General features: G+C 45.3%; 15 protein-coding genes. 3 read left to right on the top strand and 12 right to left on the bottom strand.

Features of this window, described 5'->3' with window-relative positions:
* Nucleotides 1-13: 13 nt before the first annotated feature.
* Nucleotides 14-1,027 carry an isocitrate/isopropylmalate dehydrogenase family protein gene (locus tag RW114_RS13255; RefSeq protein WP_340123234.1) on the bottom strand — a complete coding sequence of 338 codons (1,014 nt, stop codon included), beginning with the start codon at nucleotides 1,025-1,027 and terminating at the stop codon, nucleotides 14-16.
* A 207-nt stretch (nucleotides 1,028-1,234) separates the two neighbouring features.
* Between RW114_RS13255 and icd the strand changes: the two genes are divergently transcribed.
* Together icd and RW114_RS13245 are read left to right on the top strand one after the other, a co-directional pair.
* A complete protein-coding gene (gene icd / locus RW114_RS13250; protein WP_340123233.1) occupies nucleotides 1,235-2,536 on the top strand; it encodes an NADP-dependent isocitrate dehydrogenase in 1,302 nt (433 codons plus the stop codon).
* 260 nt (nucleotides 2,537-2,796) lie between these two features.
* Nucleotides 2,797-3,249, top strand: coding sequence for a hypothetical protein (locus RW114_RS13245; RefSeq protein WP_340123232.1), 453 nt, complete (start codon nucleotides 2,797-2,799; stop codon nucleotides 3,247-3,249).
* 599 nt (nucleotides 3,250-3,848) lie between these two features.
* Here the strand turns inward: RW114_RS13245 and RW114_RS13240 are convergent.
* A complete protein-coding gene (locus tag RW114_RS13240) occupies nucleotides 3,849-4,232 on the bottom strand; it encodes a YajD family HNH nuclease (RefSeq protein ID WP_340123231.1) in 384 nt (127 codons plus the stop codon).
* A 164-nt stretch (nucleotides 4,233-4,396) separates the two neighbouring features.
* Between RW114_RS13240 and dnaQ the strand changes: the two genes are divergently transcribed.
* On the top strand, nucleotides 4,397-5,122 hold the full coding sequence (dnaQ, locus tag RW114_RS13235; RefSeq protein ID WP_340123230.1) for a DNA polymerase III subunit epsilon: 726 nt from the start codon (nucleotides 4,397-4,399) through the stop codon (nucleotides 5,120-5,122).
* Between the two features lie 42 nt (nucleotides 5,123-5,164).
* Here the strand turns inward: dnaQ and RW114_RS13230 are convergent, their stop codons facing one another.
* The 10 genes from RW114_RS13230 to RW114_RS13185 all read right to left on the bottom strand — a co-directional run bounded on the left by RW114_RS13230 (nucleotide 5,165) and on the right by RW114_RS13185 (nucleotide 17,378).
* Entirely contained in the window at nucleotides 5,165-6,964 is a 1,800-nt protein-coding gene (locus tag RW114_RS13230) for a DEAD/DEAH box helicase (protein ID WP_340123229.1), read from the bottom strand.
* A gap of 903 nt (nucleotides 6,965-7,867) precedes the next feature.
* Nucleotides 7,868-8,650: a tetratricopeptide repeat protein gene (locus RW114_RS13225; protein WP_340123228.1), complete on the bottom strand. Its 783-nt coding sequence runs from the start codon at nucleotides 8,648-8,650 to the stop codon at nucleotides 7,868-7,870.
* A gap of 148 nt (nucleotides 8,651-8,798) precedes the next feature.
* Nucleotides 8,799-9,752, bottom strand: coding sequence for a type II secretion system F family protein (locus RW114_RS13220; protein WP_340123227.1), 954 nt, complete (start codon nucleotides 9,750-9,752; stop codon nucleotides 8,799-8,801).
* Between the two features lie 8 nt (nucleotides 9,753-9,760).
* Nucleotides 9,761-10,735: a type II secretion system F family protein gene (locus RW114_RS13215; protein ID WP_340123226.1), complete on the bottom strand. Its 975-nt coding sequence runs from the start codon at nucleotides 10,733-10,735 to the stop codon at nucleotides 9,761-9,763.
* A 4-nt stretch (nucleotides 10,736-10,739) separates the two neighbouring features.
* On the bottom strand, nucleotides 10,740-12,158 hold the full coding sequence (locus RW114_RS13210) for a TadA family conjugal transfer-associated ATPase (protein WP_340123225.1): 1,419 nt from the start codon (nucleotides 12,156-12,158) through the stop codon (nucleotides 10,740-10,742).
* 445 nt (nucleotides 12,159-12,603) lie between these two features.
* Nucleotides 12,604-12,894, bottom strand: a complete 291-nt coding sequence (locus RW114_RS13205; protein ID WP_340123224.1) for a GIY-YIG nuclease family protein — start codon at nucleotides 12,892-12,894, stop codon at nucleotides 12,604-12,606.
* A gap of 763 nt (nucleotides 12,895-13,657) precedes the next feature.
* Nucleotides 13,658-14,845, bottom strand: coding sequence for a CpaE/TadZ family protein (locus RW114_RS13200; protein ID WP_340123223.1), 1,188 nt, complete (start codon nucleotides 14,843-14,845; stop codon nucleotides 13,658-13,660).
* Between the two features lie 86 nt (nucleotides 14,846-14,931).
* The gene (locus RW114_RS13195) at nucleotides 14,932-15,483 is read right to left on the bottom strand and encodes a TadE/TadG family type IV pilus assembly protein (RefSeq protein ID WP_340123222.1); all 552 of its coding nucleotides are present in this window, start codon (nucleotides 15,481-15,483) and stop codon (nucleotides 14,932-14,934) included.
* Nucleotides 15,480-16,016: a TadE/TadG family type IV pilus assembly protein gene (locus RW114_RS13190; protein WP_340123221.1), complete on the bottom strand. Its 537-nt coding sequence runs from the start codon at nucleotides 16,014-16,016 to the stop codon at nucleotides 15,480-15,482. Before RW114_RS13190 ends, RW114_RS13195 begins: the two co-directional genes overlap by 4 nt.
* Nucleotides 16,017-17,378, bottom strand: a complete 1,362-nt coding sequence (locus RW114_RS13185; protein ID WP_340123220.1) for a pilus assembly protein TadG-related protein — start codon at nucleotides 17,376-17,378, stop codon at nucleotides 16,017-16,019.
* Between the last annotated feature and the right edge of the window lie 373 nt (nucleotides 17,379-17,751).

Genomic DNA, 17,751 nt, shown 5'->3' with positions numbered 1-17,751 from the left:
GGGAACGATATGACTACTTCATAGCCTCAACAATCGCATTACCCATTTCAATCGTTCCGCATTTCGATTGCGGATTAAGATCCGGTGTAACAAACTTGCCTTCATTAACTATTTTTTCAACCGCTGCTTTTATTTTAGCGGCGGCTTCGTGTTCGCCGAGATGATCCAGCATCATCACGCCAGCCATGATCACCGCAGTAGGATTAGCCAGGTTTTTTCCGGTGATATCCGGCGCGCTGCCGTGTACGGCTTCAAACAAGGCCGCATCATTGCCGATATTGGCGCCGGGAATCAAGCCCAGTCCACCTACCAGACCGGCAGTCAAATCGGACAGGATGTCGCCAAACATGTTGGTGCAGACGATCACATCAAACTGCGATGGATCCATCACCATGTGCATGCAGGCGGCATCGATGATTTTTTCGTCAAACTGAATATCGGGGAAACGTGCGGCGGTTTCTCTGGCGACATCCAGAAACAGTCCCTGGGTGAATTTTAAAATATTGGCTTTATGACAAACGGTGACTTTTTTACGATGGTTGTCCCGCGCGTATTGAAAAGCATAGTCGATCACGCGTTGCGAACCGGTTCGGGTGACTACGGCCAGACTTTCTGCGATGTCTTTTTTAGGGGTCAGATAATGCTCAAGTCCTGCGTAGAGCCCTTCGGTATTTTCCCTGACGATCACAATATCGACATTGTCATAGCGGGTTTTTACGCCTGCCCAGTTTTTGGCGGGACGGACATTGGCATATAACTCATATTTCTGCCGTAACGCTACGTTAATGCTTCTAAACCCGGAAGCTCCGACAACGGTGGTCAGCGGGCCTTTAAATACCAGGCGGGTTCTATCTATTGATGCCATGGTTTCATCGGGCAGCGGCGTGCCGAATTGTTCAAAAGCGGCCAAACCGGCATAGGCTTCTTCCCACTGAATTTTTACGCCGGATGCGTCAATAATTTTAACGGCCTCATCCATTATCGATGGGCCGATACCATCACCTTTTATCAACGTAACTACGTGCATTCATTTCTCCATTAAATTAAAAAAACAGACAATTATAGTGCTTTAGGTCGGTCTTTAGCCAGTTGCAGAGCTTAAATGATGCAAATCGCTGTGCTTTTGTTATGATAAAAAAAGTCTATGGAGACGTCGCCTAATGCGCCTACTGTTGGTGCAGGCCGACGTCGCTACCTTGCGCAACATTGCTCAATATTATTTGAAGGAGTTGTTATGGCTAGTCCAACACCCAACCCAGCCCAAAACGGCAGTGCTATCACCATGCAAAACGGCAAGCTTGTGGTGCCGGATAATCCGATTATTCCTTTTATTGAAGGTGACGGTACCGGGCCGGATATTTGGCGTGCCACCGTTCGTGTTTTGGATGCGGCTGTTGCCGGCGCCTATTCCGGGCAAAAAAAAATTCACTGGATGGAAGTCTACGCAGGAGAAAAAGCCCATCGATTGTTTGATACCTGGCTGCCCGATGAAACCGTTGATGCTTGCAGGAACTATTTGGTGTCGATCAAAGGGCCGTTGACTACACCGGTAGGCGGCGGTATTAGATCGCTGAATGTGGCTTTGCGTCAATTACTGGATATGTATGTGTGTTTGCGGCCGGTAAGATGGTTTCAGGGCGTACCCTCGCCGGTAAAAAATCCCGGAGCCGTTGATATGGTTATTTTCCGGGAAAACACCGAAGACATTTACGCCGGTATCGAGTTTGAGCAAGGCAGCGACGAGGTAAAGATTTTCCTGAATCTGCTCAAAGATAATTTTCCCGAACAGTACGCAAAAATTCGCTTCCCTGAATCTTCGGGCATAGGCATAAAGCCGGTGTCGCAGGAAGGCACGGAACGCCTGATCCGCTCGGCTATCGATTATGCGATCAGCAATAAACGCAAGTCGCTGACTATTGTGCATAAAGGCAATATTATGAAATATACCGAAGGAGCGTTTCGCCAGTGGGCCTATCAGCTGGCCGAGCGTGAATATCCTGAACATGTCTATACCTCGGGACATTGGGAAAAAACCCGTGCCGAGTTTGGCGTAGAGGCGGCAAACAAGGTTCAGGCCGAAGCCTTGGCAAAAGGGCGGATTTTAATTAAAGACAGCATCGCGGATATTACCTTGCAGCAAGTGCTGACCCGGCCTGAAGACTTTGATGTGATCGCTACCTTGAATTTGAATGGCGATTATTTGTCCGATGCCCTGGCCGCGCAAGTCGGCGGAATCGGCATTGCTCCCGGCGGCAATATCAACTATCAAACCGGCACCGCTGTTTTTGAAGCCACGCACGGCACAGCACCCAAATACGCTGATTTGGATAAAGTCAATCCAGGTTCGTTAATCTTGTCCGGCGAAATGATGTTGCGCTATATGGGCTGGACCAAGGCCGCCGATGCCGTCATTAAAGCGATGGATGCCGCCATTGCCGGTAAACGGGTGACTTATGATTTTGCCCGGTTAATGGAGGGGGCGACAGAAGTCAAATGCAGCGAGTTTGCCGATGTATTGATTGAGAATTTGAACTGACATCCATTGTGCGGAATGCTTGTAACCTCTAAAATCGTAGAGGCGACCGGTTGGTCGCCTCTTGCGCAGAGCGGGAGTGCGAGCTTCGCCTAAAGCGCCTACTGTTGGTGCTTGTGCTGGCAGGCGAAGCCTGCACTCCGATAGTCAGTAGCCTCCACACTTAACGCTGACATAGCCTTAGGTAATGATACCAATAGATGGCAGCTTGTTTTAGCCTTATTATTGCGAACAGGTCATCAAGCGTATCTGGAGGAGGCGTTATGACAGAAAAAACAGACCGAAAACAAGTTCGTTATGAAAGAAACGACATTGATGCCGTGTTTAAAAAAACGCCCGTTTTTTTTAATCAGGTGCAGCCGGTAAAAATAATTAATATCAGCAAACAGGGTATTGCCCTCTATAGTCATCAGGCGTTAAAAAGAAACCATCACCTTAAAATAATGCTGAGTTTTATCAGGGGTGAAAGTTTTTTTCTTAATGGCCGGGTTGTGCATTCGTTTAGCAAACAAAGCAATTCCCAGTATGATGAGTTTGTAGAATTGTATGCTGGGGATTTGTTGGCGCCTGTCCCGTTGCCTTTTAAATACGGCATACATTTTGAACAGAATTATCTCCAATTTATGGACTATCTGATTGAATCAGGTTGTAAAAACGGCTTTGAAGTCCAGCGCTGCGATAAGTCGGGCGTGTGGCGCCGCGTTTATCCAGGATAAATCTGCCCCAAATAATTCCCGACGCGTAGGTAACTCGCAGAAAATAAAATACTACTCCGTTCTTACTTAAAAAACGTTGCAGTTTAGGGGCTGTTAAAATTGTGTAGATCGGCAAATCAGGGCCTGATTAGCAAGATATTTCAGCTAGTGACAAAAGATTCGTCATCTCGGCAGGGATTGCCGTGATCCAGAAGCCATGGATGGCAACATTGGATCTCTCGCAGACCATTTTTTAGTCACATGAAGCCGCTTTTGATCTATTTTTCACATCCCTGTGTTCTGGATTCCGGCACAAATCCGTCTGGAACGGATTTGCATTTACCCGAAGGGCTTCGGGCAGGACAGCCCGAAGTGAATCCCTGCCGGAATGACGGTGCTGGTTGAGGTTCCTTGCTCTTAAGAAACACCTTACAAGCCTTTGATTTATAAAAGCCTGTGAAGGCTGTTTCTTCGGCGCGATTTGCGGCGTGGGCCGATTAAGACGCTAATCAGGAAGGTTGCGCAAGTTAAGAATTAGACGTTTTTTCGCTCAGATAGGAGTAGGCAAGCAGTGCACTCCTGCAATTTTTTCGGTCAGACGAATTGGTGTATATTGCCGGTTACTTAGCTTTGCTGCCTAGCAAAGACTTTAGGTCTGCAAATGGGTTGTGAGTAGAAACCGGAGCAGCCGATTTGTTAGCTGTCGAACTGCCAAAGCGGGTTTCTTCGTATCTTGAGTGCTCGTTATCATGGCAATAAATACACAATAATTCCCAGTTGCTGCCGTCGGATGGGTTATCGTCGTGGTTATGATTTTTATGATGCACAGTCAATTCTGTCAGGTTTTTATGGTCGAATTCACGGGTGCAGCGACCGCATACCCAAGGGTATAATTTAAGAGCTTGACCGCGATAAGATTGCTCTCTGAGTTCCTGGTTGCGTCGTGCATCGGTCACGATTTTATCCGACTTATTTTTATCGGGTAGGGATTTTTTGGTCGTCATAACAATATCTTCTGTAATAGTGGAAATTCACGCTAAGCCGGTATAATTGAATTCTAACAGAAAAACAATAAAGAACAGAAATCAGCTTTTGTCCGGGCGAAGGTAAGCGGCTGGCTTTGAAAAATTAAACTTAAAAAGCAATTAACAGAATATTAAGGTGGCGTGTGGACAAACGGACATTTACCAATCGACTGATAGTTCTCGATACCGAAACTACCGGATTAAATCCGCAGGAAGGACACAGAATTATTGAAATTGGCTGCGTGGAGCTGGTTAACCGTCGTTTAACGGGTAAACGCTTTCATACCTATATTAACCCCGAACGGATCATTGATGATGGCGCCATCGAGGTTCACGGTATCACCAATCAGTTTTTAGAAGATAAACCCTCTTTTACGGATATCGTTAAAGATTTTATTGCATTTATTCAGGGTGCTGAGCTGGTTATTCATAATGCGCCGTTTGATGTCGGCTTTATTAATTATGAGTTTTCACGGTTGAATAATCAGACCGGAACGGTCACCGATTACAGTAAAGTATTCGACACGCTGGCCTATGCCAGAAAAAAACATCCGGGACAGCGCAATAGTCTGGATGCATTGTGTAAACGTTATGGTATCGATAACAGTCATCGGGATTTACATGGCGCATTGCTGGATGCTGAAATTCTGGCCGATGTGTTTTTATTGATGACTGGCGGACAGTCTTCGTTGCTGGATGAAGTGCAGGGAAGGGCGGAGAGAGCGGCTGCTAATAGCGAGGTTAAATATTTGTCGGCGGATCGTCCCGCCCTGAAAGTCATACGATGTACGGAACAGGAATTAAACGCCCATCAACAGCGCCTGGAGGCTATTGAAAAAGCCGCAGGCACTTGTCTTTGGAATCAGTAATACTTGTGGGCGCGAATAAATTCGCGCCCACAAAGCTGTAGATTAATCTTCAGCTTTCGGTTTTGCTCGTCTGGATGTTGAGCCTACCCTTTTTTTGCTTTTATCTACTTTTTTAGCGTCATCGTCGTCTTTCGCTGCTTTTTTAGCGCCTTCATCCATTTTGGATATATTAAGTTGCTGGCCGACCACCCTGACTTTTTTCAATTCCTGAAACAATTCTTTCGGTATGCCTGCTGGTAATTCAACGGTGCTGTAGTCGTCCTGGATTCTAATGCGAGCGATATGATCGCCATCAATCCCGGTTTCATTGGCTATGGCGCCAACAATATTACCGGGTTTTACGCCGTGATTGTGGCCGACTTCAATGCGGTAGGTTTCCATTTCAATATCTGCTCCGCCGCCGAACGCACGTTTCGGTTTACGGTCTTTTTGCGGCCTGTCGGATCTGTCGGATCGTGAAGATCTGTCATCCCTGGATGGCCGATCATCGCGGCTGTCTTTGGCTCTTTTAGGCAGATTCTGCATTAACAGAGGCGTGTCGCCTTGAACCAGTTTTGCCAGTGCGGCAGCGATTTCCAATGCGGTTACATTGTGTTCTTGTTGGAATTGTTCAATCAGTTGATTGAAGAAGCTAAGCTCTTCGGCTGCCAGTGTATCGGAAATGTTCTGTTTAAAGCGGGCGATACGTTTATTGTTAATGACCTCGGTTGAAGGCAAGCCCATTTCTTCAACTTTTTGCTTGGTCGCTCTTTCAATGTTGGCCAGCAGATTTCTTTCTCTGGGAGCAATAAACAAAATGGCGTCACCGGTGCGTCCGGCGCGTCCCGTTCTACCGATACGGTGAACATAAGATTCGGTATCGTAAGGAACGTCATAGTTGATGACGTGAGTGATGCGATCCACATCCAGTCCGCGCGCAGCAACGTCAGTGGCTATTAAAATATCCAGTTTACCGTTTTTCAGATGGGCAATAGCGCGTTCACGCAATGCTTGAGACATGTCGCCATTGATTGCGGCCGCTGAATAACCACGCGCTTCCAGCTTTTCTGCCAGCTCAACCGTTGCGGTTTTGGTTCGGACGAAAATAATCATGCCGTCAAAGGTTTCGGCTTCCAGGATGCGGGTTAGCGCGTCCAGTTTGTGTACGCCGCTGACCATCCAATAGCGTTGGCGGATGTTTTCAGCCGATGCGGTAGTGACTTTGATGGTGACATGTTCAGGCTCATTGAGATATTGCTGAGCGATTTTACGGATAACGGAAGGCATGGTCGCAGAAAACAAAGCGATTTGTCTTTGTTCCGGAATTTGCTCAAGAATCCATTCCACATCATCGATAAAACCCATACGCAGCATTTCATCGGCTTCATCAAGAACCAGAAAGCTGAGTCCTTTCAGATTTAATGTGCCTTTGCGCATGTGATCCATGACCCGACCCGGCGTACCGACAACGACATGAGCGCCGCGTTTTAACTGACGCAACTGGGTGCTGTAGTCCTGTCCGCCGTAGATTGGCAGAACATGGAAACCTTTCAAATGCGAGGCATAACGTTGAAACGCTTCTGCCACCTGAATGGCGAGTTCGCGAGTTGGTGCCAGTACCAGTACTTGTGGGTCTTTTTGCTTCAGATCGATGCGCGATAAAATCGGTAAGGCAAATGCGGCGGTTTTGCCGGTTCCTGTTTGTGCTTGTCCCAGAACGTCTTTGCCTTGCAGTAGGAGTGGGATGGTTTGTGCTTGTATGGGTGAAGGTGTTTCATAACCGACATCTTTCAGTGCCTTTAGCACCGGTTCAATCAGAGCTAAATCGCTAAAAGAGGGTAATGTAGAAACATCATTGGACATGGATTTACCTGTTGTAGATATAGAATGCGCGTAAGCGCGGGGGAATGTGTTTGTATATCAGCACATTATAACGCACTATATTAATATGTGCATAAAAATTAACGAAGTAAGGTGCTGGTTGCCAATCAGTTTATTAAAAATACCTTGTCCAGGGTTATCCTAAAAAACTCAGTTGAGTTTAACGCTGTCAAAAACATTGATAGAGCATGCGTTTCACGAAGTATTTTTGCGTACGGCTACATTACTCAACTACACACTATCCATGGCGTTTGTCGAGAGACCAAAGACGGCCAGGCGTCCTGGGTATTAGCGGTAGCGTTATTTTCACTGCTTGTTTGGATTGGAATACCCATACAAGCAGCGAAAATAACGGTTTTAAATTAACAATTATTCTTTACCATCGCTGACTTTTATGTAAATAAAAGCCAATTCACATGCAATTATAATCAGTATGATGCTCTCAAGAGTTACAGTCATTTTTTTTGCCTCAGAGTTTTAATGTTAGAGTTTGAGATTAAAGCACTTAAGCCTTAAATAGTCAAAAAACTTTAATTTACTAAGGAATTGTCTGGTTAGCAAGGAACCTCAGCCAGCACAGTCATTCCGACAGGGATTCACTTCGGACTGTCCTGCCAGAAGTGAATCCCTGCCGGGATGACGAACCTTTCGCTCGTCGCTCATTCCCACGCTCCCGCGTGGGAATGCATACGCAAGCATGGCGACATTCAGAGTTAGTATGGATTCCCACGCGGGAGCATGGGAACCAGAACTAATGGGCGACCTCGGCAACTGCTCCTGCGTTGCTCTACCTCCTGCCTCCATGCAGTCGTGCCGGATCGCCCCTACAATTTAACTTGTGTAGATAGCTATGGCCTTTAGGTCGGGGAGGATGTCAATAAGGAATTATCTGCCTGGTTTTAGCGTCAATAGAGTTTTAAGATTTTCTTGAGCTTTTGGGAAGTAAACGGGGGATTCATTAATTGCTTTCCGAAGATATTCTTCAGCGGCATCGTACTGGCCATTCCGCATACTGATATAGCCGATATTGTTATAAGATTCCTGAACCGACATGATTCGATTGAAAAGAGCGGTGGCAGTCGAAAAATTACCGTTTTTAATTTCAATTAATGCCAGATTATGAATAGCGCGTTTATATCGATTGTTATTGCCGAGAGCCTGATTAAAAAAGTATTTTGCCTTGATTTCATCCCCGGAAAGATAATACGAATAACCCAGATTATTGAGTAACATAGGATTGTTGGTCTGTCTTGCCAGAGCGGCCTGGTAATGGTTAATCGCCTCAGCGCTGTTATGTTCCAAGTCTGCAATGACGCCTAGGCCGTTATGGGCTCGCCAGCTACTGTTACTCTTTGCTACAGCGGCGGTAAGATGATCTTTTGCCTTATTGGTTTGACCATGTTCTAAAAAATACAAGCCCAGGTTTTCATTGGCTAATAGATTCTGGCTGTCGATGGCTAAAATATCCTGGTATATTTTAAGCGCTAATTCAGGCTGTTGGCTGCGGCTATGAATGGCGGCAATATTCTCCAGTGCTTTAATATTTTTAGGGTTAAATTGCAGGGTTTTGATGTAGTAAAACAGTGCATTCTCCGATTTTCCTTCACTTAATGCCGCTTCGGCTTTTTCAAAAGCCTGCTTTTCTGTTTTTACGTCAGGATCCAGCAAGTTTAATATATTATTAGGATTGTTAAGGCTGTTTTCATTCTGATCAGATTTAACAGGTAGCGGACTACACGCACTGAGAATGAATGTTGTTATACAACAACAGGCAATAATACTGAATTTTTGAGATAGCATATGAGTTAAAGAAGGATTAATGGCCGAGTGCAGCGTAAATTGAAATGGCCGCAGGGCCTAAAATAACGATAAAAATACCGGGGAAAAAACAACAAGCCAAAGGGAAAAGCATTTTTACAGCCAGTTTCGCGGCTTCTTCCTCTGCATTTTGCATGCGTTTATCCCTAAGATCGTCGGCAAAGACTCGTAAGGTATTGCCTATACTGGTACCGAAACGCATACTTTGGGCAAGCGCTGAAGTCAGTCCCCGAATTTCCTCTAAGCCTGTTCGGGTAACCAGATTTTTAAGAGCCTGTTCCCGGGCAACCCCGGCCCTTAATTCTGCATTGACGAGTCCCAGTTCATAACCCATGATTTGGTTACTTAACGCGGTGTCTTTAGCAACCCGTTGCAGACCCGCATCCAAACCAAGGCCGGCTTCAGTACACACAATCAGTTGATCAACAACATCCGGAAAACCATTTCTGATAATCCGTTTTCTTTCAGTAACCCTGTTGTCCAGATAAAAGCTGGGGCCAATGAAGCCGAGCATAAACCCTGCGCTAATGATTAATAATAAACTATTGGAACTCAACTGGGGAAAAAAAACTAAACAAATGATAAATGCCAGTACGGGTAGGCCGATGGTTAACAGAATTTTTATGCCAAAATAGCGTGATAGGCTATTTTTAGAGTGATATCCGGCCTGTAAAAGTCGCTGACGGTCATAATTAAGCTTATCGCCAACCCTATCTCTGACCACAAAGTAGTTACCTAGCTGTGCAGTTGTGTTACGAAAAAAACGGGCTTCTGAGTCAGTGCCTGAGATTGTATGAAATCGTTTCCTGACAGGATTGTAAAGGCCGGTAGTCAGGAAATAGATGGCCACCACTAGCGCAAAAGCTGAGGCTGCAAATAAAACGATGACCAGCCAGCGACCTATAATAGGATCCCCTGAGACGCCAATAATAAATTGTATTAATTGATCCATAGACTGGCCTAAATATCAAAGTTAATCTGTTTACGTACCCAGAAAGCACCGAGCACTTGCAAAACAAGTCCGACGCCAAGAAGCTTATGGCCCATTTCTGTATCGAATAAGGGCTGGACATAGTCAGGAGACATTAGCGTAATCGCTAAAAATACGGCAAAGGGAAGCAGTGACAGTACCCAGGCCGACATGCGGTTTTCCGCAGTAATCGTTTTGACACGACGTTGAAAACGAAATCGTTTTCGTAAAATGTCACTGGTTTTGTCCAATAATTCCGCCAGATTACCGCCGGTTTCCAGCTGAATCATAATTGCAGTGGTCGCTGAAACCAAATTCATACTGGGGACTCTGATCAGAAGATACTGGAAAGCTTCCCTGATATCTCGTCCATAGTTGATTTCGTCAAAAGTAATGCCAAACTCTTTAGAAATGGGGGGCTGCATTTCATCAGCGATATAATGCATCGCCTCATTAAAAGGATAACCGGCGCGTAAGGCGCGAGTCATCATATCCAAAGCATCGGGTAACTGCTCTTCAAACAGATCCATTCTTTTTTGCCGGTCATTTTTAAGCTTAATGATCGGGAGATAGCCTGCAAACAACAGAGCAATAGGCGTAGCGATGATACTGCCGGTAAAATACCAGGTTACTGCACCGGCAAGCAGTGCAAGAGCTAGCATCACCAAAATAACCGCGTAAGAAGGATACGTTTTTCCAGCTTGTTCAAGTAAATCTTCGATGGCCTCTGCACCGGGCAAAGATTCCATAAATCGTTCAGGAGCCGATAATTCGCGTAAATATTTTTGCCTGACCAACGAAGATTCACCCTCATTTCTACCGCCGCTGACTTTGCGGAGTCGTTGCTTAAGCTGGCGGCTTTCAACCGACTTGGTACCAAAAGAGGGCACTAAAATAAGCTGGGATAACAGAAAAGCCGCCCCGGAAACCAGAATTAAAAAGATAATGAGTGTGGATTGATCCATGGTGTTAATCCTTTAATGAGCGGTTAGTTTGATCGATGTAGACATCAAGATCCATATTAAAGCCGCGTTGCTTCATGCGCTCATGAAACCTGGGGACAATACCGGTAGAAATATAGCGGCCGATGATATTGCCATGGTCATCGAGCCCACGGCGTTCGTATTTGAATATTTCCGACATGGTAATAATATCGCCCTCCATGCTGTTGATTTCACATACGCTGATAACTCGCCTTCTGCCGTCTTCCATTCTTTCCAGTTGCAGAACAACATTTATCGCGGAAGCAATTTGTGAGCGAATGGCTTTCACCGGTAAATCAAAGCCGGACATTGAAACCATATTTTCAATACGGGACAAGGCATCGCGCGCGGTGTTTGCATGGACGGTCGTTAACGAGCCATCATGGCCGGTATTCATGGCCTGCAACATATCGAAAGCCTCTTGTCCGCGCACCTCGCCGATAACAATACGATCAGGTCGCATCCGCAAACTGTTTTTTACCAGATCGCGCTGAGTGATCTCGCCTTTACCTTCAATATTAGCCGGACGGGTTTCCAGACGAACCAGATTGTCTATTTTCAGTTGCAATTCGGCTGAATCCTCTATGGTCACAACCCGTTCATTGATAGGAATATTATTGGAAAGAGCATTCAGCATAGTCGTTTTACCGGAACCGGTACCCCCGGAAATCAGGATATTCAGTCTGACTTTAACCATGTTGGCAAAGACATCGGCCATGGCCTGACTTAACGTGCCGATATTGACCATATCCTGCAATTGCATTTTATCCTGAGTAAATCGACGTATGGATAATGACGGTCCGTCAATAGCCAATGGCGGGATAATCGCATTGACGCGGGAACCATCCTTCAACCGGGCGTCGACTAACGGAGAATATTCATCAATTCTTCGGCCGACCTGGGTTACGATCCGGTCTATCACTTTTAATAAATGCGCATTATCCTTAAAAGTAATGGGCGTTTTTTCCAATATACCAAAGCGTTCGACATAAACCGAGTTGTATCCGTTAACCAGAATGTCGGCTATAGAGGGTTCATAAAGCAAATGTTCCAGAGGACCGAAGCCAAGAATATCGTTAACGACCTCATTAACAATTAACTGTCGAACTCTGGCGATAATCGGTATCGATTCTTCATCGATAATACGTCGAGCTATTTCACTAATTTGTTTTTTCGCATTGGCATCCGCCATTTTAACGATCAAAGATAAGTCAAGGATTTCCATCAGTTTTTGATGGATCTTTTCCTTATACTCCATATCCTTATCCGTAAGCAGATCAAATGTTAATGGCAAAATGGGCGGCGGTTCGGAATGGACATTACCTATGGTTATCGATCCATCCGGTTTCAGAATTGGATTACTATCTTTGTTGGAGTAACTTTGAATGCGACTTTTTAGGCTCACAATAGTTCCCTTTGTAATGATTGATTAAAGAATTCGAGTAAATAAATTAAATGCTGGATGCTTACTCGGCAATAGTTTAGTTTGCCTGTTGTTAATAATAGCCTCATTAACAACATCGTGTAAATTTAAGTTAATAGGATCCAAAATCGTTATTACTTCCTAGGAGTGTGACGACACTTAGGCACTCTACCGAGTTACGCAGTTCGTCATCCCGGCAGGGAATGCCGGGATCCAGACGCCATGGATGGCGACCTCCAAAGCACCGACCATTTTTTAGCCACATGAAAGCATTTGTTGAGTTGTTTTGCACATCCCTGTGATCTGGATTCCGGCAATCCCTGCCGGAATGACGACGATTGCTGGCGACCTCCAAATCACCGACCATTTTTCAGCCACATGAAAGCATTTATTGAGTTGTTTTGCACATCCCTGTGACCTGAATGGTCTATGCCAAATCGGGCCACAAATCTTGCCACAGGGGATTACGCAGTTCAATTAGCCTTTTTTTTGCCACGCGAGACCAATTCTTGAGCTGTTTTTCCCGTAAAATAGCACTTTCCATCTGTTCATGTACTTCGTACCAGACCAAATCATGTACACCGTAACGCTGGGTAAAGCCAACAATCAAATTCTGGCGGTGTTGATATACACGCCCGATGAGATTGGATGTAACTCCTACATAAAGCGTCCCATTAAGACCACTAGCAAGAATATAAACGCACGGTTGTTTTTCCATACAATCACTCCATAACGCGTCATCCCGGCAGGGAATGCCGGGATCCAGACGCCATGGATGGCGACCTCCAAATCACCGACCATTTTTCAGCCACATGAAGCCATTTATTGAGTTGTTTTGCACATCCCTGTGATCTGGATTCCGGCAATCCCTGCCGGAATGACGGCGATTGCTGGCAACCCCCAAATCACCGACCATTTTTTAGCCACATGAAAGCATTTATTGAGTTGTTTTGCACATCCCTGTGATCTGGATTCCGGCAATCCCTGCCGGAATGACGGCGATTGATGGCAACCTCCAAAGCACCGACCATTTTTTAGCTACATGAAAGCATTTGTTGGTCTATGTGCACATCCCAGTGACCTTGGCAACGGCTCCTGCGTTGCTCTACCGAACTACGTAGTTCGTCATCCCGGCAGGGAATGCCGGGATCCAGACGCCATGGATGGCAACCTCCAAATCACCGACCATTTTTTAGCTACATGAAAGCATTTATTGAGTTGTTTTGCACATCCCTGTGATCTGGATTCCGGCAATCCCTGCCGGAATGACGGCGATTGCTGGCAACCTCCAAATCACCGACCATTTTTCAGCCACATGAAACCATTTATTGAGTTGTTTTGCACATCCCTGTGATCTGGATTCCGGCAATCCCTGCCGGAATGACGGCGATTGCTGGCAACCCCCAAATCACCGACTATTTTTTAGCGACATGAAAGCTAAGCACATCCCTGTACTCTGGACTCTTCGTGGGAGCGACCTATCATGCCTTAGAACTAAACAGTTTTTTAAAAAAACCTTTTTCTTTAAATTCGTCTCTGAAAGTTACACCCAGCGATTCAGCTAATGAGACCATATTTTTGGTAATAGGCGATTTGCGCGCGTAATCGTAGAGTGGAATACCCAGGTTGGTTGACTGGGAAACGCTATCATAATCGTTAGGAATCTTGTAAATCGCACTGGATTCAATAGTCGACTGTATGTCTTTTAGATCTAAACTACCCTTGTCATGGTAGCGGTTGACGACAATCAGAATATCCTTTTCGGCGATATTGAATTCCAACTTTAATAAACCGGTTAAACGTTTGGCATCGCGCATATGGGCCAGACTTTGCTGAACAATAATAACAATCTGATCAGACCGCTCCAGTATGGCGGCGGATAAAGGATCAATCTGACGGGGCAGGTCGACAAAAACATGGTCGTAATTGCTGCTGATCAGCGTCAACAGATGATCAAGATTCTCGACAAGGATATCGCCGGGCAAAACCAGTTGTTCATAAGTCGTAGAAAGTAAACGCAATCCGCTTTTATGGATGCACATATAACCGTCGATAGCGTCAAAATCCAGTTGCGTGACATCATTAAGCGCTTCAACAATCGTGTGTTGGGGGATGATATCCAGATTTAACGACTGGGAGCCGAACTGCAAGTCAAAATCCAGCAATACCACACTGGAATCGGAAAGGGCTGAGGCGATATGGGCTAGATTACAGGCAATAAAGCTTCCTCCTGAACCGCCCTTGGCATTGATCACCGTGGTCAAGGTTCCCTGCTTTGATCGTCCCCGCCTCAGATCGAATAGGATCTGGGTTAACGACTTAAGCAACTCCTGGTTATCAACGGGATGACTAAAAAAATCCCGAGCGCCAGCTTGCATGGCCAGTCGCATTAGCTGTTTATCGTGGTCTTCTGCAATCACCAGCAAAGCCGGGCGGTCGGCAGAGGGCATGGACGTTAACTGGTTCAGCGCCTCGAGGGTCACGTTATCAAGCAGAAAAATCAGCACCTCGGGCAGTGTTTTATCTGTATACAGATTTCCAAGTGCAGAGTTTTCATACAGAAGCGTCGTAATCTCTTTATTGATCAACGACGAAATCTGACTGTGATATTGAGACAGTTTAGACAAGTTACTGCCCAGAATTTGTATGGAAACGGTTTTTTTTTGCATGCTTATTTGCTTGTGATCAGTTTGATTTCAAGGATTATAGTTAATAAATCTCAATTCTTTAAAAGTAATGAAATAGTTTCAAAAGATTATGTCGTCGTACATACGCCATAACAGCAGCGTTGGGTGATGGGGTTTTCAGAGCTAACCCTGCCCAGGCTTTCGCTGGGTAATGTTGTGACAATAGGCGGTACAGGAAAGGTACTCATGAAAGTAGGGATAATAAGCGTATGTGTGAAAGTCGGTAAAATCTCGACACGAACAAAGGCAATATTATTGTATTTAGCACCTTCTACACCGAAAATTGACGTGATCGGTGAGCTATCGGAGGCCGCGAGATCAGCCGGATCCGTCATGCCTGAGTTAAAATATTTCACACGGATATTGTCTTCAGTTAGGCCGAGCAAAGGCGTACTGGAGCCGCCTGGGGTATCGAATATAGTTACTTGTTTGACTTGGGTGATTCCTGCTGATGAAACCGGGCAGACAGCGGCGACGCGAGCGCCGCGCCGGGTCGCTTCCACCAGCGTGTTGTAGGTAAAGAAAGCCCGCGCAAATTCAATAATACCGAATAAAATTATGAAAAATAGCAGTGCTATTAAGACAAATTCAACCATCGCTGCGCCACGTTGTGTTTTCATTCTACCCTCAGTACCGAAGAGGCGGTTAATGGAATGTCAGATCCGACAGAACTATTTCCGCCGCTAACAAGCTTCATAAGGTTTGATAATAAATCGTTGGTCATCAGATTATGATTATAAGTAGCAGTGACCATAATATGATTGGCATCAGGGCTAGTAACAGTAGGGAGAGGGGTGTAATTACCCGCAGTTGGCATTAAAGGGCATGGCGGCATTGTTGAAGAGGTACATGGGCTTGGTATGTTAATATTGCCATAGATAACAAGATTTTTCGTGTTATTGATATTTGTGCCATTAGTTGCGGGATTGGTATCTATTGGCATATCAATATCCCCGTTACGCGCTTTAGAGGAGTCTGAGAAATAACGCGCACCATCCTGTACGGATTTGTTAAGAATGTTGAGATGATAAAAAGCGAAGCCAAATTCTGAAATTCCCACCACTAAAAGCAAAAGCAACGGAACGATGATCGCAAACTCAATCAGAGCTGCCCCTGTTTCAAATTTTTTGATGGACTGCTTGAATAGTAACATTTAGGAATGTCCGCCAAACGGGTCTTTATAAAGTTGAACTTTATAAAAGCCAAAATTACCATTTGCTGTGGGAAGACCAGTAGCTCTGCAGCCATCACCCACAAATTCACCGTAAATGAATGCATCATTACCTGCTTGTTCCATTTTCTGTGTCAGAAAGAAACACCCAAAACCAACTACTTTAACCGGATGTTTTCCTGGTTCCCCGGTACATTTTACAAAAGGAAAGGCAACAATTCTGCGGCTGTTATCAATGTCCACTACCGGAACATGGGCAGGGTCGGCGTCACTGGAAACAGTGTTATAAATATTTTTGTATGTGTTATGCAGGTTAGTTGCTGTTTCTGCCCCAAGAGTTTGTTTTGCAACAGTGTAACTCAGCGTAGATAAATGAGTTGCAGTTGAACGGGTATTAACCTTATTAGGTGGCGTTGCAGGTCTTGGATCATAACCGACAATCTTATCGGGATGGTAAGTACCATCATAGTTAAACTCACCCTGAAAATCATCAAAACGGGTATTGAAACCTTTTGCAAGGGCGGCAACCACACCGGGTTCAGTCATTACAGTAGTGCCGGTTTCAAAATTTTTACACGCTTTAGCGGAACAAGCACCAGTAGGGTCTCCGGCCATACAAGCCTTTATATCGCTAGCTCCACCGCCTACATCCAATAAGCTGAAATTCCCCGGTCCAATTGGTCCATAAGAGGGAGGAATTGCCGGGCAATCTGCAGGGTCAGAAGCCCCCGTAGCGCCAGATCTTAAACAATAAGCTGAATCAGTTTTATAGCCATAACAAGCACCATCGCTGCAATCCGTATCCACTGTGCCATCATCTTCAACTTTAGCGCACATTAAAACCGGAGAAACGTCACATGGTATTATTGGAATAGTGCCGGCAACCGCTGATGCAGAGACTGCCATATTGTTAAAGCCTATGACACCGGCAAACCATGTGCCTAAATTCATATTTGTTACTACCACACGTGCAAATCGCCTGGTAAAGTCAGTGTCTGATGCTACAACATAAGGACCGGGATGATCAACGGCAAAGCTATAGTCGAATGTTAAATCAGCTAATTTGTCTTTTATTTCTTGATTGCCTGAGCTATTTCTGAACGCAGGATAAGTGTTGTTTTCGGCATAAGTTTGGGCCGTTAAGCTGGATTCCTTTTTATTCAACGAAATAGCCGCACTTAAAGCCAGTGCGTCTGCCATGTTTTGCAGCCGGGTCTTGTTGACATCAGCATGACTCAAGTCGATTGCCAGAGCTGCCATGCCCATTAAAACAATAAGACTCAAGGCAGTCAGCACCAGCACACTGCCTTTCGCTTTGCGTAACGGCGTCAATGTCGTGTTCATAAAAATACTCCTGCCTTGATTGTTAAATAGGAAACCAAAAGTTTTTCCAAGTGAAAAGACTATTTACCACGAAGGACATGAAGATCACGAAGAAAAATAATTACCTTCGTGTTCTTCGTGCTCTTCGTGGTGAACAAAAAATGTTAAAAGACTTTTGAACGACTACTTAGGATGTGCTGAACAACGTGAAGCGCATCTTTCGCGATTGATGCGCTTCGTACCTCAGCACATCCTACGTACTACGCACTGAACAACGTGAAGCGCATCTTTCGCGATTGATGCGCTTCGTACCTCAGCACATCCTACGTACTACGCACTGAACAACGTGAAGCGCATCTTTCGCGATTGATGCGCTTCGTACCTCAGCACATCC

This window comes from Methylobacter svalbardensis (genome assembly GCF_037671525.1).
Lineage (GTDB): Bacteria > Pseudomonadota > Gammaproteobacteria > Methylococcales > Methylomonadaceae > Methylobacter_A > Methylobacter_A svalbardensis.
This window is presented reverse-complemented; position numbering and strand designations above follow the sequence as displayed.

Bases quoted from the DNA above. Each gene is read 5' to 3' on its own strand.
- RW114_RS13255 (WP_340123234.1), bottom strand. From the start codon at position 1,027: ATGCACGTAGTTACGTTGATAAAAGGTGATGGTATCGGCCCATCGATA.
- icd (WP_340123233.1), top strand. From the start codon at position 1,235: ATGGCTAGTCCAACACCCAACCCAGCCCAAAACGGCAGTGCTATCACC.
- RW114_RS13245 (WP_340123232.1), top strand. From the start codon at position 2,797: ATGACAGAAAAAACAGACCGAAAACAAGTTCGTTATGAAAGAAACGAC.
- RW114_RS13240 (WP_340123231.1), bottom strand. From the start codon at position 4,232: ATGACGACCAAAAAATCCCTACCCGATAAAAATAAGTCGGATAAAATC.
- RW114_RS13230 (WP_340123229.1), bottom strand. From the start codon at position 6,964: ATGTCCAATGATGTTTCTACATTACCCTCTTTTAGCGATTTAGCTCTG.
- RW114_RS13220 (WP_340123227.1), bottom strand. From the start codon at position 9,752: ATGGATCAATTAATACAATTTATTATTGGCGTCTCAGGGGATCCTATT.
- RW114_RS13215 (WP_340123226.1), bottom strand. From the start codon at position 10,735: ATGGATCAATCCACACTCATTATCTTTTTAATTCTGGTTTCCGGGGCG.
- RW114_RS13205 (WP_340123224.1), bottom strand. From the start codon at position 12,894: ATGGAAAAACAACCGTGCGTTTATATTCTTGCTAGTGGTCTTAATGGG.
- RW114_RS13200 (WP_340123223.1), bottom strand. From the start codon at position 14,845: ATGCAAAAAAAAACCGTTTCCATACAAATTCTGGGCAGTAACTTGTCT.
- RW114_RS13195 (WP_340123222.1), bottom strand. From the start codon at position 15,483: ATGAAAACACAACGTGGCGCAGCGATGGTTGAATTTGTCTTAATAGCA.
- RW114_RS13190 (WP_340123221.1), bottom strand. From the start codon at position 16,016: ATGTTACTATTCAAGCAGTCCATCAAAAAATTTGAAACAGGGGCAGCT.
- RW114_RS13185 (WP_340123220.1), bottom strand. From the start codon at position 17,378: ATGAACACGACATTGACGCCGTTACGCAAAGCGAAAGGCAGTGTGCTG.